General features: G+C 69.6%; 10 protein-coding genes. 5 read left to right on the top strand and 5 right to left on the bottom strand.

Annotated features, from left to right (window positions below; all coding sequences use genetic code 11):
- Positions 1-51 precede the first annotated feature (51 nt).
- Entirely contained in the window at positions 52-696 is a 645-nt protein-coding gene (locus ACZ56E_RS25875; protein ID WP_471217690.1) for a hypothetical protein, read from the top strand.
- 498 nt (positions 697-1,194) lie between these two features.
- Here the strand turns inward: ACZ56E_RS25875 and ACZ56E_RS25870 are convergent, their stop codons facing one another.
- Complete coding sequence (locus ACZ56E_RS25870) at positions 1,195-3,819, bottom strand: valine--tRNA ligase (RefSeq protein ID WP_471217688.1); 2,625 nt, start codon at positions 3,817-3,819, stop codon at positions 1,195-1,197.
- Between the two features lie 135 nt (positions 3,820-3,954).
- Between ACZ56E_RS25870 and ACZ56E_RS25865 the strand changes: the two genes are divergently transcribed.
- From ACZ56E_RS25865 to ACZ56E_RS25850, 4 genes are all read left to right on the top strand, one after another.
- Positions 3,955-4,998 (top strand): hypothetical protein, encoded by a 1,044-nt coding sequence (locus tag ACZ56E_RS25865; RefSeq protein WP_471217686.1) that lies wholly within the window; start codon positions 3,955-3,957, stop codon positions 4,996-4,998.
- Positions 4,999-5,192: 194 nt separating this feature from the next.
- Positions 5,193-6,215: a hypothetical protein gene (locus ACZ56E_RS25860; protein ID WP_471217684.1), complete on the top strand. Its 1,023-nt coding sequence runs from the start codon at positions 5,193-5,195 to the stop codon at positions 6,213-6,215.
- A gap of 91 nt (positions 6,216-6,306) precedes the next feature.
- On the top strand, positions 6,307-7,326 hold the full coding sequence (locus tag ACZ56E_RS25855) for a hypothetical protein (RefSeq protein ID WP_471217682.1): 1,020 nt from the start codon (positions 6,307-6,309) through the stop codon (positions 7,324-7,326).
- 75 nt (positions 7,327-7,401) lie between these two features.
- Positions 7,402-8,235, top strand: a complete 834-nt coding sequence (locus ACZ56E_RS25850; RefSeq protein WP_471217681.1) for a hypothetical protein — start codon at positions 7,402-7,404, stop codon at positions 8,233-8,235.
- A 69-nt stretch (positions 8,236-8,304) separates the two neighbouring features.
- Here ACZ56E_RS25850 and clpX read toward each other — a convergent pair whose 3' ends face one another.
- From clpX to tig, 4 genes are all read right to left on the bottom strand, one after another.
- Positions 8,305-9,591 carry an ATP-dependent Clp protease ATP-binding subunit ClpX gene (gene clpX, locus ACZ56E_RS25845; RefSeq protein ID WP_468601146.1) on the bottom strand — a complete coding sequence of 429 codons (1,287 nt, stop codon included), beginning with the start codon at positions 9,589-9,591 and terminating at the stop codon, positions 8,305-8,307.
- A 166-nt stretch (positions 9,592-9,757) separates the two neighbouring features.
- On the bottom strand, positions 9,758-10,453 hold the full coding sequence (locus tag ACZ56E_RS25840) for an ATP-dependent Clp protease proteolytic subunit (protein ID WP_468601148.1): 696 nt from the start codon (positions 10,451-10,453) through the stop codon (positions 9,758-9,760).
- Positions 10,454-10,515: 62 nt separating this feature from the next.
- Positions 10,516-11,121, bottom strand: a complete 606-nt coding sequence (locus ACZ56E_RS25835) for an ATP-dependent Clp protease proteolytic subunit (protein ID WP_190329594.1) — start codon at positions 11,119-11,121, stop codon at positions 10,516-10,518.
- 395 nt (positions 11,122-11,516) lie between these two features.
- Entirely contained in the window at positions 11,517-12,896 is a 1,380-nt protein-coding gene (gene tig / locus ACZ56E_RS25830) for a trigger factor (protein WP_471217678.1), read from the bottom strand.
- Between the last annotated feature and the right edge of the window lie 146 nt (positions 12,897-13,042).

Here is a 13,042-nt window from a genome sequence, read left to right as displayed (position 1 = left end):
CTTCCGGCGCGGCGGCCCGGTCCCGGCGCGCGCCGGGGGTCAAATCGGACCATGTGGTATGCCCAGAATCCCGCCAAGAGGACCCATCAGCTCGCAGGTGACGCCGCGGTCCTCGTGTGGACCGCGCTGTGGGCCGCCGCGGCCGTCGTCGCGTACCGGCTGGCCTGTGCGCTCGCCCTCCCCCGCGCCCTCCAGGAACACAGCGCGCCGCTGCCGCTGGTCGGCGGCCGGGTCGACATCGCGCTGCGGCGCGTCGCGGGCGCCGTCGACGCCATGGACCCGGTGGTCGTCAGGGCCGCCGTGGCCGTGGGCGCCGTCGCTCTGTTCGTCGTGCCCGTCGGCCTGCTCCTGAACGCGTGGCTGCCGCGCCGGCTGCGGTGGGTCCGGCAGGCGGGTGCCGCCCGTGACCTCGCCGCGTCCGACGACGGCCGCGAGCTGCTCGCCCTGCGCACGCTGCTGCGGCCGCTCCACGAGGTGGCCGCCACCGCGTCGGAGATCCCGGACGCGACGCCCGGCAGCCTCGCGTGGGGCTGGCGGCACGGCGATCCGGAAACACTGGACGCCCTGGCCGCAGCAGAACTGGAACGCCTCGGCCTAGCCCTCCCCCCACCCCGCCCCGACCACACCCCCCTGACCCACCCGGTCCCGGCCCAGGCCACGGAGACGGTGGTGGGCCCGGTGACCAGCGAGGTCTAGGAGAGGCGGGGGGCAGGAGACGCGCGGGGCGCCGCACGCGGGACCCTGCGGGCTCGGGCTCTGCGGGCTCGGGGCTCTGCGGCACGCGAGGCCCTGCGGCACGCGAGGCCCTGCGGCACGCGATGCCCAGCGGGCACGCGATGCCCAGCAGGCACACGAGGGGCTGCGGGCACGCAAGGCCCAAGAGACGCGCGGGCGCTGTGAGCACATGAGGCCCAGCGGGCGCATGAGCCCCAGCAGACGCGCAGGGCACTGCGGGCGCGCGGCGCGCGGGACCCTGCGGGCTCGGGGCTCTGCGGACGCGCAAAGCCCAGCAGAAGCGCGAGGCCCTGCGGGCAAGCGAGGCCCAAGAGACGCACAAGGCCCTGTGAGCGCGCGAAGCCCGGGCAACGCGCAGAGCCCTGCGGACACGCGACGCCCAGCAGACCGCGAAGGTCATCCGACACGCGAAAGCCCCGGAACCAGTGCCGGTCCCGGGGCCCTCGTGTGCGTACGCGCTTACGCGGCCGGCAGTGCCTCCAGCTGTGCCGTCAGGCGGGTGATGTCGGTCTCCGCCTTGGTGAGGCGGCCGCGGATCTTGTCGACGACCTGGTCGGGGGCCTTCGCCAGGAACGCTTCGTTGCCCAGCTTCGCCTCGGCCTGTGCCTTCTCCTTCTCGGCGGCGGCGAGGTCCTTGGCCAGGCGCTTGCGCTCGGCCTCGATGTCGATCGTGCCGGACAGGTCGAGCGCGACCGTGGCGCCCGAGACCGGCAGCGTCGCAGTCGCCGTGAAGGCGTCGCCCTCCGGCTGGAGGCGGAGCAGCTGGCGGATGGCGGCCTCGTGCGGGGCGAGCGCCGTGCCGTCCAGGGTCAGGCGGGCCGGGACCTTCTGGCCCGGCTGGAGGCCCTGGTCGGCGCGGAAGCGGCGGACCTCGGTGATGACCTGCTGGAGCGTCTCGATCTCCCGCTCGGCGGCGGGGTCCCGGAAGCCGCTGTCGGAAGGCCAGTCGGCGATGACGAGCGACTCGCGGCCCGTCAGCGCCGTCCAGAGCGTCTCCGTCACGAACGGGACGATCGGGTGGAGCAGCCGCAGCGTGACGTCGAGGACCTCGCCGAGCACGCGGGCCGAGACCTTCGCGCCCTCGCCGCCCGCCATGAACGTCGTCTTGGACAGCTCGACGTACCAGTCGAAGACCTCGTCCCACGCGAAGTGGAAGAGGGCGTCGGAGAGCTTGGCGAACTGGAAGTCGTCGTAGAGCGCGTCGACTTCGGCGACGGTCGCGTTGAGGCGGGAGAGCACCCAGCGGTCGGTGGCGGACAGCTGCTCGGCCGGGGGCAGGTCACCCTCGATCGTGGCGCCGTTCATCATCGCGAAGCGCGTGGCGTTCCAGATCTTGTTGGCGAAGTTCCGCGAGCCCTGGACCCAGTCCTCGCCGATCGGCACGTCCGTGCCGGGGTTGGCGCCGCGGGCGAGCGTGAAGCGCAGGGCGTCCGAGCCGTACTTGTCCATCCAGTCCAGCGGATTGACCGCGTTGCCGAAGGACTTCGACATCTTCTTGCCGAACTGGTCGCGGACCATGCCGTGCAGCACGATCGTGTGGAACGGCGGGGTGCCGTCCATCGCGTACAGGCCGAACATCATCATCCGGGCGACCCAGAAGAAGAGGATGTCGTAGCCGGTGACCAGGACGGAGTTCGGGTAGAACTTCGCGAGCGATTCCGTCTGCTCGGGCCAGCCGAGCGTGGAGAACGGCCACAGGCCGGAGGAGAACCACGTGTCGAGCACGTCGTTGTCCTGCGTCCAGCCCTCGCCGGTCGGGGGCTCCTCGTTCGGGCCGACGCAGACGACTTCGCCGTTCGGGCCGTACCAGACGGGGATGCGGTGGCCCCACCAGAGCTGGCGCGAGATGCACCAGTCGTGGAGGTTGTCGACCCAGTCGAAGTACCGCTTCTCCATCTCCTGCGGGTGGATCTTGACCTTGCCGTCGCGGACCGCGTCACCGGCGGCCTTCGCGAGCGGGCCGACCTTGACCCACCACTGCATCGAAAGACGCGGCTCGATGGTGGTCTTGCAGCGCGAGCAGTGGCCCACGGAGTGGGTGTACGGGCGCTTCTCGGCGACGATGCGGCCCTCGGCGCGCAGCGCGCCGACGATGGCGGAGCGGGCCTCCAGGCGGTCCAGGCCCTGGAAGGGGCCGTGCGCGGTGATGACGGCGTGCTCGTCCATGACCGCGATGTTCGGCAGGCTGTGGCGCTGGCCGATCTCGAAGTCGTTCGGGTCGTGGGCCGGGGTCACCTTGACGGCGCCGGTGCCGAACTCGGGGTCGACGTGCTCGTCGGCGACGACCGGGATCGTGCGGTCGGTCAGCGGCAGCTTGATCTGCTTGCCGACCAGGTGCTTGTACCGCTCGTCGTCGGGGTGGACCGCCACGGCCGTGTCACCGAGCATCGTCTCGGCGCGGGTGGTGGCGACGACCAGCGTCTCGTCCCCCTCGCCGTACTTGATCGAGACCAGCTCGCCGTCGTCGTCCTGGTACTCGACCTCGATGTCCGAGATCGCCGTCAGACAGCGCGGGCACCAGTTGATGATGCGCTCGGCGCGGTAGATCAGCTCGTCGTCGTAGAGCTTCTTGAAGATCGTCTGGACGGCCTGCGAGAGGCCCTCGTCCATGGTGAAGCGCTCGCGGTCCCAGTCGACGCCGTCGCCGAGGCGGCGCATCTGGCCGGAGATCTGGCCGCCGGACTCGCCCTTCCACTTCCAGACGCGCTCGATGAACGCCTCACGTCCGAGGTCGTGGCGGGACTTGCCCTCCTTGCCCAGCTCGCGCTCCACGACGTTCTGCGTGGCGATGCCAGCGTGGTCCATGCCGGGCTGCCACAGCGTCTCGAAGCCCTGCATGCGCTTGCGGCGGGTGAGGGCGTCGATGAGCGTGTGCTCGAAGGCGTGGCCCAGGTGGAGCGCGCCCGTGACGTTCGGCGGGGGGATGACGACGGTGTACGGAGGCTTCTCGCTCTTCTCGTCGGCGGAGAAGTAACCCCGTTCCACCCAGCGCTCGTACAGCGGCCCCTCTACCTCGGCCGGCGCGTACTGGGTCGGCAGTTCGGGGGTGGTCGCTGGGGGCTGCTGCTGAGCGTTCTCGGTCACGCGGCCAGTTTAGAGGGGTCGAGGAGCGGTCCCGAAACCGGAATGTTCGACATCGCTTTCGGTCCGGGCCGCCATGAGGCCTGAACTTCGTTCAGGATGACCGGGACACGTCGGCGTTCGGAGGGGGACCACGCAATGAGTTACAACGAGCCAGGCCCGTACAACGGCCCTGACAACGGCCCGAACCACGACCCGTACGGGCAGCAGCCCCAGCAGCCCGGACCGTACGGGCAGCCGCCGCAGCAGCCCGGACCGTACGGGCAGCCGCCCCAGCAGCCCGGACCGTACGGGCAGCCGCCGCAGGGGGTCCCGCCGCAGCAGCCGCAGCAGCCCCAGCAGCAGCCGGGGTACGGCTTCCCGCAGCCCCCTCAGCAGGCGCCCCAGCAGGGCGGCTACAGCCAGCCGCAGCAGCCGGGCCCGTACGGCCAGCCGGCGCAGCCTCCCTACGGCCAGCAGCAGCCGTACGGCCAGGTGCCGCCCCCTCCGCCGGCGCAGGGCGGCGGCAAGAAGAAGACCGGGATCATCATCGGCGCGGTCGCCGTGGTCGTCGCCCTCGGTGTCGGCGCGTACTTCGTCCTCGGCGGGGACGGCGGCTCGACGTCGGTCGAGGACGACGGGGCGCACAAGCTGGTGCCGCCGGCCTCGGTGGGCGAGTACAAGAAGGGGGACGACTCCAACTCCCCCGACGACGGCCCGCTCGGCTCCGGCGACAAGAAGAACGCCGAGGAGATCGGCATCAAGAACCCGGAGAATGTGGCGGCCTCGTACGAATTCGGTGAAGCCCTCAAGGGGAAGCAGATGAGCTTCCAGGGCATGTACGGCGAGATCGAGGACCCGGAGAAGGCCATCGACGACGGCTTCGCCAAGGCCGACGAGAACGCGGCGAAGGAGTCGAGCGACAACGCGGACGACGACGAGAAGTTCGATCTCGTCGGCAGCCCCGAGACCGTGGAGCCCGACGGACTCGACAACGCCGTCATGAAGTGCCAGACCGCGAGCATCGAGGAAGACGGCAAGGAGACGAGGCTGCCGATCTGCATCTGGGCTGATCACAGCACCTACGGCATCGTCTTCGGCATCGACGTGGAGGCGATGATGAAGGGCAGCGGCGGCATGGCCACGGACACCGTCGCCTCCTTCGCCGCCGACCTGCGCAAGGCCGCCCGCGTGAAGGCGTAGCGGGGCGGACACCGAGCGGACGCCGAGCGCGGACGGCGGGGCCCGGGGCGGACGATCCGTCCCGGGCCCTCGTACGTCCGCTCTCTGGAACAGCCCTTCAACAACTCCGCATCGATCCGGTCCGGCCGTCCTGCCTCCCCCGCGCATCCGCCAGGATGTTCGGAACACATAAGTATCGGGAGGGAACCCCAGCGATGAGCTACGACCAGCCGGGCCCATACGGCGGGCAGCAGCCCCAGCAGCCCGGGCCGTACGGCCAGCAGCCCCAGCAGGCCGGCCCGTACGGCCAGCCGCCACAGGCTCCCCAGCCCGGCTACGGCTATCCGCAGCAGGCTCCCCCGCCGCAGGGCGGCTACAGCCAGCCCCAGCAGCCCGGCCCCTACGGGCAGGTCCCCCCGCAGGCCCCGTACGGCCAGCAGCCCCAGGCCCCCTACGGGCAGGTCCCGCCGCCGCCCCCGGGTGGTGGCGGCAAGAAGAAGACCGGTCTCGTCATAGCCGCCGTCGCCGTGGTCGCCGCAGCGGCCGTCGGCGGCTACTTCGTCTTCGCGGGCGGCGACGACGACAAGGGCGGCAAGAAGGGCGGCTCGTCGAGCGTGGCGGGCGGCGGTGACGAGGGCGGCATCAAGGACGACGGGCCGCACAAGCTGACGACGCCGGCGATGGTGCTCGGCGAGTTCAAGAAGAGCGACGACGGTGGCAGCGGCGGCGGCATGACGCCGAGCGACATCGAGGACGCCGAGAAGTTCGGCGTGCGGAACGCCAAGGACGTCAGCGGCAACTACCAGTCGGGCGACGAGAGCAACCCGATGGCGGTGAAGGCCCTCAACTTCGGCGGTGTGTACGGCGACATCGAGGACCCGGAGAAGGTCGTCGACGCCCTGTTCGGCGAGATGAAGAAGAACGCGGTCGACGGCGGCTCCGACGAGGACGTGACGCTCGTCGGCGAGCCGAAGGAGTACAAGCCCGCCGGGCTGGACGGCGCGGTCCTCAAGTGCCAGGAGATGAAGGTCGACCTGGGCGGCGGCGCGAGCACGTCCGGTGCCTCGTCCGGCCCGAGCGAGATGTCCGCGGGCACCTGCGTGTGGGGCGACCACAGCACCGTCGGCTTCCTGGTGAACGTCGACGCGGCGGACGCCCTGGCGGGCAAGGCCGCCGACCTCGAGAAGTCCGCGGCCACCACGGCCAAGTTCCGCGGGGAGGTCCGCGTCAAGATCTGACGCCTGTTCACGCGCGGCGGCCCGGTCATTCGACCGGGCCCCGTTGCGTCAGGATGTCGGCAGCACCCAAGCGTTTCGGAGGGGAACCCCCATGAGCTACAACCAGCCGGGCCCGTACGGCGGGCAGCAGCCCCAGCAGCCCGGCCCGTACGGACAGCCGCCGCAGGCTCCCCAGCCCGGGCCCTACGGCCAGCCGCCCCAGCAGCCCGGTCCGTACGGCCAGCCGCCGCAGCAGCCCGGCCCCTACGGGCAGCCGCCGCAGGCCCCCCAGCCCGGCTACGGCTACCCCCAGCAGGCTCCCCCGCCGCAGCCCCAGGCGCAGCCCGGTTACGGCTACCCGCAGCAGGCCCCGTACGGGCAGCAGCCCCAGGCGCCCTACGGGCAGCAGCCGCAGGCCCCCTACGGCCAGGTCCCGCCCCCGCCCCCGGGCGGCGGCAAGAAGAAGACCGGGATCATCATCGGCGCGGTCGCCGTGGTCGCCGCCCTCGGCGTCGGCGCGTACTTCGTCCTCGGCGGCAGCGACAGCGGGGGCGGCTCCTCCGTGGCGGACGACGGCCCGCACAAGCTGACGACGCCCGAGAAGGTCCTCGGCGAGTACGAGAAGAGCGACAACCCCTCCGGCGGCTTCAACTCCAGTGACATGAAGGCCGCCGAGAAGGCGGGCGTGAAGGACCCCGAGGACGTCGACGCCGCTTATGAGGCGGGGGACGAGAGCAATCCCCTGTCGCAGAAGCTCATCCAGTTCATGGGTGTCTACGGAGAGGTCGAGGACCCGGGCAAGGTCGTCGACGGCATGTTCGCCAAGGTCGAGAAGGACTCCCGGAAGCCCGGCGCGAAGACGGGCAACCTGGTCGGCAGCCCCAAGGACTTCAGCACGGACGACGCCGTCCTCAAGTGCCAGGAGTCGGTGATCAAGAACGACAGTCCGGGCGGCGGCTCGTCCTCGGCCCCCAAGGAGATCCACATGCCGGTCTGCATCTGGGGCGACCACAGCACCGTCGGCGTCGTGGTCCCCATCGAGGTCTCCGACGCCATGGCGGGCAAGATCTCGCTCGATGAGGCCTCGGCCACCGCGCTGAAGTTCCGCAAGGAAGTCCGCGTCAAGTCCTGACGCGGCCCGCACCACGGCACCACCGCACCACCGCACCACCGCACCACCGCACAGTCAACGAGGGGAACCCACGCAGTGAGCTACAACCAGCCCGGTCCGTACGCCGGACAGCCTCAGCAGCCCGGTCCGTACGGCCAGCCGCCGCAGGGCGTCCCGCCGCAGCAGCCGTACGGCCAGTACCCGCAGGCCCCCTACGGCCCGCCCCCCGTCCCCCCGCAGGGCGGCGGCAAGAAGAAGACCGGGCTCGTCATAGGCGCCGTGGCCGTCGTGGCCGCGCTCGCTGTGGGTGGGTACTTCGTCTACGACAAGGTCAGCGCCTCCTCCGTCTCCGACGACGGCAAGACGTACAAGCTGACGGCGCCCGAGACGGTGCTCGGCAGCTACAAGAAGGACACGTCGGCCGGTGACGCCGGCGGGATGTCGTCGAGCGACCTGGCGGAGCTGGAGAAGCAGGGCGTCAAGAACCCCAAGGAGGCCCACGCCGCGTACAACTACGGCAAGGGCCCGGCGATGAAGTCCCTCAACTACGCCGGTGCGTACGGCGAGATCGACGACCCGGAGAAGGTCGTCGACGCGATGTTCGCCGATATGAAGAACAACCAGGCGAAGGGTTCGGCGGGCGGCTTCAAGCTCACCGGCAGCCCCGAGGAGTTCACGCCGGACGGCTTCGAGAACGGCATCATGAAGTGCCAGAAGGCCGAGTTCAAGATGGGCGAGACCGGCGCGAACGACGAGGGCGTCCCCAACAGCTTCCAGACGCCGGTGTGCGTCTGGGGTGACCACAGCACGGTCGCGTCCGCCACCTACTCCGACGTCGCCGCGACCGGCAGCGGCCAGGAGATCTCCCTGGACGACGTCGCCACCCAGGTCGCGAACCTGCGCGACGACGTCCGCGTCGAGATCAAGTAATCCTGCGGTACGCACAGAGGGGCGCCCGGCGATCGAATCGCCGGGCGCCCCTCTACATGTGTGCCGGGCCTACGCCGACTTCTGCTCCCCGGCGCCGGGACCGCGCGCCTCGCGGGGCACCAGCGTCGGGTTCACGTTCGACCGGACGACGTCCGACGTGATGACGACGCGGGCCACGTCCTTGCGGGACGGAACCTCGTACATCACCGACTGGAGGACTTCCTCCATGATGGCGCGCAGGCCGCGCGCGCCGGTCTGGCGGAGGATCGCCTGGTCCGCGATGGCCTCGAGCGCCTCGCGCTCGAACTCCAGCTCCACACCGTCGAGTTCGAACAGGCGCTGGTACTGCTTCACCAGCGCGTTGCGCGGCTCGACGAGGATCTGGAGCAGGGCCTCGCGGTCGAGGTTGTGGACCGAGGTGATCACGGGGAGGCGGCCGATGAACTCGGGGATCATCCCGAACTTCACCAGGTCCTCCGGCATGATGTCCTCGAACTGGTCCTTCTCCTCCAGCTCCCGCTTGGAGCGGATGGTGGCGCCGAAGCCGATGCCCTTCGCGCCCGCCCGCGACTCGATGATCTTCTCGAGGCCGGCGAAGGCGCCGCCCACGATGAAGAGCACGTTCGTCGTGTCGATCTGGATGAACTCCTGATGCGGGTGCTTGCGGCCGCCCTGCGGAGGCACGGAGGCCGTGGTGCCCTCCAGGATCTTGAGCAGGGCCTGCTGGACACCCTCGCCGCTCACATCGCGCGTGATCGACGGGTTCTCGCTCTTGCGGGCCACCTTGTCGATCTCGTCGATGTAGATGATCCCGGTCTCGGCCTTCTTGACGTCGTAGTCAGCGGCCTGGATGAGCTTCAGGAGGATGTTCTCGACGTCCTCGCCGACATAGCCCGCCTCCGTCAGCGCCGTCGCGTCCGCGATGGCGAACGGGACGTTCAGCATCCGGGCGAGTGTCTGTGCCAGGAGCGTCTTGCCGGAGCCGGTCGGGCCGAGCAGCAGGATGTTGGACTTCGCGAGTTCGATCGCGTCGTCGCGGCCCTGTGCGCCGCCGTTCTCTCCGGCCTGGACCCGCTTGTAGTGGTTGTACACCGCTACCGAGAGGGCCTTCTTCGCGGGCTCCTGGCCCACGACGTAGCCCTCAAGGAATTCGTAGATCTCGCGAGGCTTGGGGAGTTCCTCCCAGCGCACCTCGCTCGTCTCCGCGAGCTCTTCCTCGATGATCTCGTTACAGAGGTCGATGCACTCGTCGCAGATGTACACACCGGGGCCTGCGATGAGCTTCTTGACCTGCTTCTGACTCTTTCCGCAGAACGAGCACTTGAGCAGATCGCCGCCGTCACCGATGCGTGCCACGAGGTGCTTCCCCTTCGCCTGGGAGACGCCACGTTCAGCGGCTCCTGGTGCCTCTATCCGACGGTACCTTGCCGGGCCCCCCGTTCGGGCCCCCCTTGGCACGGTTCACTTCGACGCGAGTCGTGCGCGAACCGTGCCGAGGAGCGGCAGATGCTACAGCGCTGCGTCAGGCCACCGAGGAATTGTTCATCTTCCGGGTGGAGATGATCTGGTCGACCAGGCCGTACGAGAGCGCGTCCTCGGCCGTGAGGATCTTGTCGCGCTCGATGTCGTCGCGGATCTTCTCGATCGGCGTCGTGGAATGCTTGGCCAGCATCTCCTCCAGCTGCGCACGCATCCGGAGGATTTCGTTGGCGGCGATCTCCAGGTCGGAGACCTGCCCGCGGCCGGTCTCGCTGTAGGGCTGGTGGATCAGGATCCGCGCGTTCGGCAGAGCCATGCGCTTGCCGGGCGTGCCGGCCGCGAGGAGCACGGCGGCGGCGGACGCGGCCTGACCCATGCAGACGGTCTGCACGTCGGGCTTCACGAACTGCATCGTGTCGTAGATGGCCGTGAGGGCCGTGAACGAACCGCCCGGGCTGTTGATGTAGATCGAGATGTCGCGGTCCGGGTCCATCGACTCCAGGCACAGGAGCTGCGCCATGACGTCGTTGGCGGACGCGTCGTCGATCTGCACGCCGAGGAAGATCACGCGCTCCTCGAAGAGCTTCGCGTACGGGTCGTACTCACGCACGCCCTGCGAGGTGCGCTCGACGAAGCGCGGGATGACGTAACGGGACTCGGCGCTGGCGCCGGTGAACTCGGCCTGGCCGCTCTCGGCCTGCGCACGCCCGAGGAGGCCGCTGCCGGGGAAGTGGTTCATCTCTGATTCTCCTGAGAAGGGAGGGGCTTGGGTATCGGCTTCGGGGCGCTGAGCCAAGGGGCTCAGGCTCCGGTGCCGCCCCCGCCCGGCATGCCGGCGGCGCTGGACATGATGTCGTCGATGAGGCCGTACTCCTTGGCCTCCTGCGGGTCGAACCAGCGGTCGCGGTCCGAGTCGCGCGTGACCTGCTCGACGGTCTGGCCGGTGTGGAACGCCGTGAGCTCGGCCATCTTCTTCTTGGTGAGAAGGAGGCGCTCGGCGTGGATCTTGATGTCCGACGCGGAGCCGGCGAGGCCCGCGGACGGCTGGTGGATCAGGATCTCGGCGTTCGGCAGGGCGAAGCGCTTGCCCGGCGTGCCGGCGCTGAGCAGGAACTGGCCCATGGAGGCGGCCATGCCCATCGCGATCGTCACCACGTCGTTCTTGATGTACTGCATGGTGTCGTAGATCGCCATGCCGGCCGTGATCGAGCCGCCGGGGCTGTTGATGTAGAGGTAGATGTCCTTGTCCGGGTCGGAGGCAAGGAGCAGCAGCTGTGCGGTGATCTTGTTGGCAATGTCGTCGTCGACCGGCTGGCCGAGGAAGATGATCCGCTCGCCGAGCAGCCGGTTGTAGACCTGGTCGCCGAGGCCACCACCGATGGAGGGGTCGCCGGCGGCGGAGGGCATCAGATTCGTCACGTATCCACCTGCTCGTCTTACGACGGCGCCGGGCCGTCTCACGTCTTCAGCTGGGGCCGGGGGCCCGCGTGCGGCGCCGCTCCGGGGCGGCGTCGGGGACTCCCCTGCCCTCGTATTCATGGACCCTAACGCGCGGGGGGTCTCCGGGAATCCCGGAGGCCTGACTGTTCGCTGTGAGCGCAGGTCGTGCCCCGTCAGGGGCGCGGGGAACTGCGCGAGCAACCAGATACAAGCCGCACCCGCCGTGGGACCTTCGGCGGCAGACGCGAGGGCGGGCCGTGAGGGCGGGCCGCGCAGTTCCCCGCGCCCCCTGAAACGGCACCGGGGCCCCCGGGACCGTGAAGTCCCGGGAGCCCCGGTATGCGTTCAGCCGAGCGCAGCGGTCACGCCTCGGTCTTCTCCTCGGCGGCCTCGTCCGAGGAAGCCTCGACGGTCTCGGCCGTCTCGTCATCCTCGTCCTCGAGGTCGACGACCTCGCCGTTCGTGTCCTTGACCGTGGCGGCCTCGACGACGACCGCGAGGGCCTTGCCGCGGGCGACCTCGCCGACCAGCATCGGGACCTGGCCGCCCTCGACGACGGCCTGGGCGAACTGGTCGGGGGACATGCCGGAGGACTGCGCGCGACGCATGAGGTGCTCGGTGAGCTCCTCCTGGTTCACGTTCAGCTTCTCCTTGTTGACGAGCTCGTCGAGGACGAACTGCGTCTTGATGCCCTTCTCGGCCTGCTCCTTGGTCTCGGCGTCGAACTCTTCCTCGGTCTTGCCCTGGATCTCCAGGTACTTCGCGAGGTCGAGGCCCATCTGGCCGAGCTGGTGGTTCACCAGGTTGTGCTTGCGGGTCTGGATCTCGTCCGCGAGGAGCTTCTCGGGGACGGGGACCTCGACCAGCTCGAGCAGCTTCTCCAGCACGCGCTCCTGGGCCTGCGTCGCCTGGTCGTACTGCTTCATGTTCTCGAGGCGCTTGCGGCTGTCGGCCTTGAGCTCGTCGAGGGTGTCGAACTCGGAGGCGAGCTGCGCGAAGTCGTCGTCCAGCTCCGGCAGTTCACGCTTGGCGACCTGGGTGACCTTGACGGTGACCTCGGACTCCTTGCCGGCGGCCGAGCCGCCCTTGAGCTCGGAAGTGAAGGTGGCCTCGCCACCGGCCTCCAGGCCCTTCACGGCGTCGTCGATGCCCTCGAGGAGCTCGCCGGAACCGATCGTGTAGGACACGCCGGAGGCGACGCCGTCCTCCAGGACCTCGCCGTCGACCTTGGCCTGCAGGTCGATCGTCACGACGTCGCCGTCCTCGGCGGCACGCTCGACCGGGGACGTGGAGGCGAAGCGCTCGCGCAGCTCCTCGACGGCCTTGTCGACGTCCTCGTCGCTGACCTCGATGGCGTCGACCTCGACCTCGATGCCGGAGTAGTCCGGGATCTCGATGGTGGGACGGACGTCGACCTCAGCGGTGAAGTTGAGGGTCTCGTTGTCCTTGAGCTCGGTGATGTCGACCTCGGGCTGGCCCAGGACGTTGAGCTCGGCCTCGTTGACGGCCTCGGTGTAGAACTTCGGGAGCGCGTCGTTGACGGCCTCTTCGAGGACGGCGCCACGGCCGAACCGCTGGTCGATGACTCGGGCCGGGATCTTGCCCTTGCGGAAGCCCTTCACCGTGACCTGCTGGTTGATCTTCTTGTAGGCCGCGTCGAGGCTGTCCTTGAGCTCCTCGAAGGGCACCTCAACAGTGAGCCGAACCCGAGTCGGGTTCAGGGTCTCCACGGCGCTCTTCACGGTTCGGTCTCCTTGGGGCTGACTTCTTGGGATTCTGCCCGGCTCAGAGACACACGGGCACACAACTTGCATAGTAACGGCAAGCGGGAGCCGAGCCACAATGCGATCTTCGCCGGAGCCTCGCGGAGAGGAACGGTGGGCCTCGC

It is taken from the genome of Streptomyces sp. NPDC039480 (assembly GCF_055597165.1).
The sequence above is the reverse complement of the archived record's forward strand: the minus strand, read 5'-3'. Positions and strand labels throughout refer to the sequence as shown.

What these genes read in the sequence shown, in the direction of transcription:
- ACZ56E_RS25860 (WP_471217684.1), top strand. Translation starts at nt 5,193, where the DNA reads ATGAGCTACGACCAGCCGGGCCCATACGGCGGGCAGCAGCCCCAGCAG.
- ACZ56E_RS25840 (WP_468601148.1), bottom strand. Translation starts at nt 10,453, where the DNA reads ATGAACCACTTCCCCGGCAGCGGCCTCCTCGGGCGTGCGCAGGCCGAG.
- ACZ56E_RS25855 (WP_471217682.1), top strand. Translation starts at nt 6,307, where the DNA reads ATGAGCTACAACCAGCCGGGCCCGTACGGCGGGCAGCAGCCCCAGCAG.
- ACZ56E_RS25835 (WP_190329594.1), bottom strand. Translation starts at nt 11,121, where the DNA reads ATGCCCTCCGCCGCCGGCGACCCCTCCATCGGTGGTGGCCTCGGCGAC.
- ACZ56E_RS25865 (WP_471217686.1), top strand. Translation starts at nt 3,955, where the DNA reads ATGAGTTACAACGAGCCAGGCCCGTACAACGGCCCTGACAACGGCCCG.
- ACZ56E_RS25875 (WP_471217690.1), top strand. Translation starts at nt 52, where the DNA reads ATGTGGTATGCCCAGAATCCCGCCAAGAGGACCCATCAGCTCGCAGGT.